1 pseudogene is annotated in these 290 nt (G+C 42.4%); it reads left to right on the top strand.

Going from position 1 to position 290, the window contains the following annotated elements:
- Window positions 1–261 (top strand): annotated as a pseudogene (locus A0739_RS09610) (23S rRNA (uracil(1939)-C(5))-methyltransferase RlmD); the annotation flags it as partial.
- Window positions 262–290 lie beyond the last annotated feature (29 nt).

Here is a 290-nt window from a genome sequence, read left to right as displayed (position 1 = left end):
GATGGCTACCGAGCGGATGCATTGATAGTTGACCCTCCTCGTACAGGCTTAGATGATAAGCTACTGGATACCATTCTGACCTATGTCCCAGAAAAAATGGTCTATGTATCCTGCAATGTTTCGACCTTGGCACGAGATTTGGTTAAGCTGGTAAAAGTCTATGACCTCCAGTATATCCAGTCGGTCGATATGTTTCCCCACACTGCACGGACAGAAGCAGTGGTTAAGTTAGTGAAGAAAAGAAAAAATCAACTTCACTGAAAAAAGTCCTTGACAAAGGTAAAAAAGTA

This window comes from Streptococcus oralis, assembly GCF_001588645.1.
Lineage (GTDB): Bacteria > Bacillota > Bacilli > Lactobacillales > Streptococcaceae > Streptococcus > Streptococcus oralis_AB.
The sequence above is the reverse complement of the archived record's forward strand: the minus strand, read 5'-3'. Positions and strand labels throughout refer to the sequence as shown.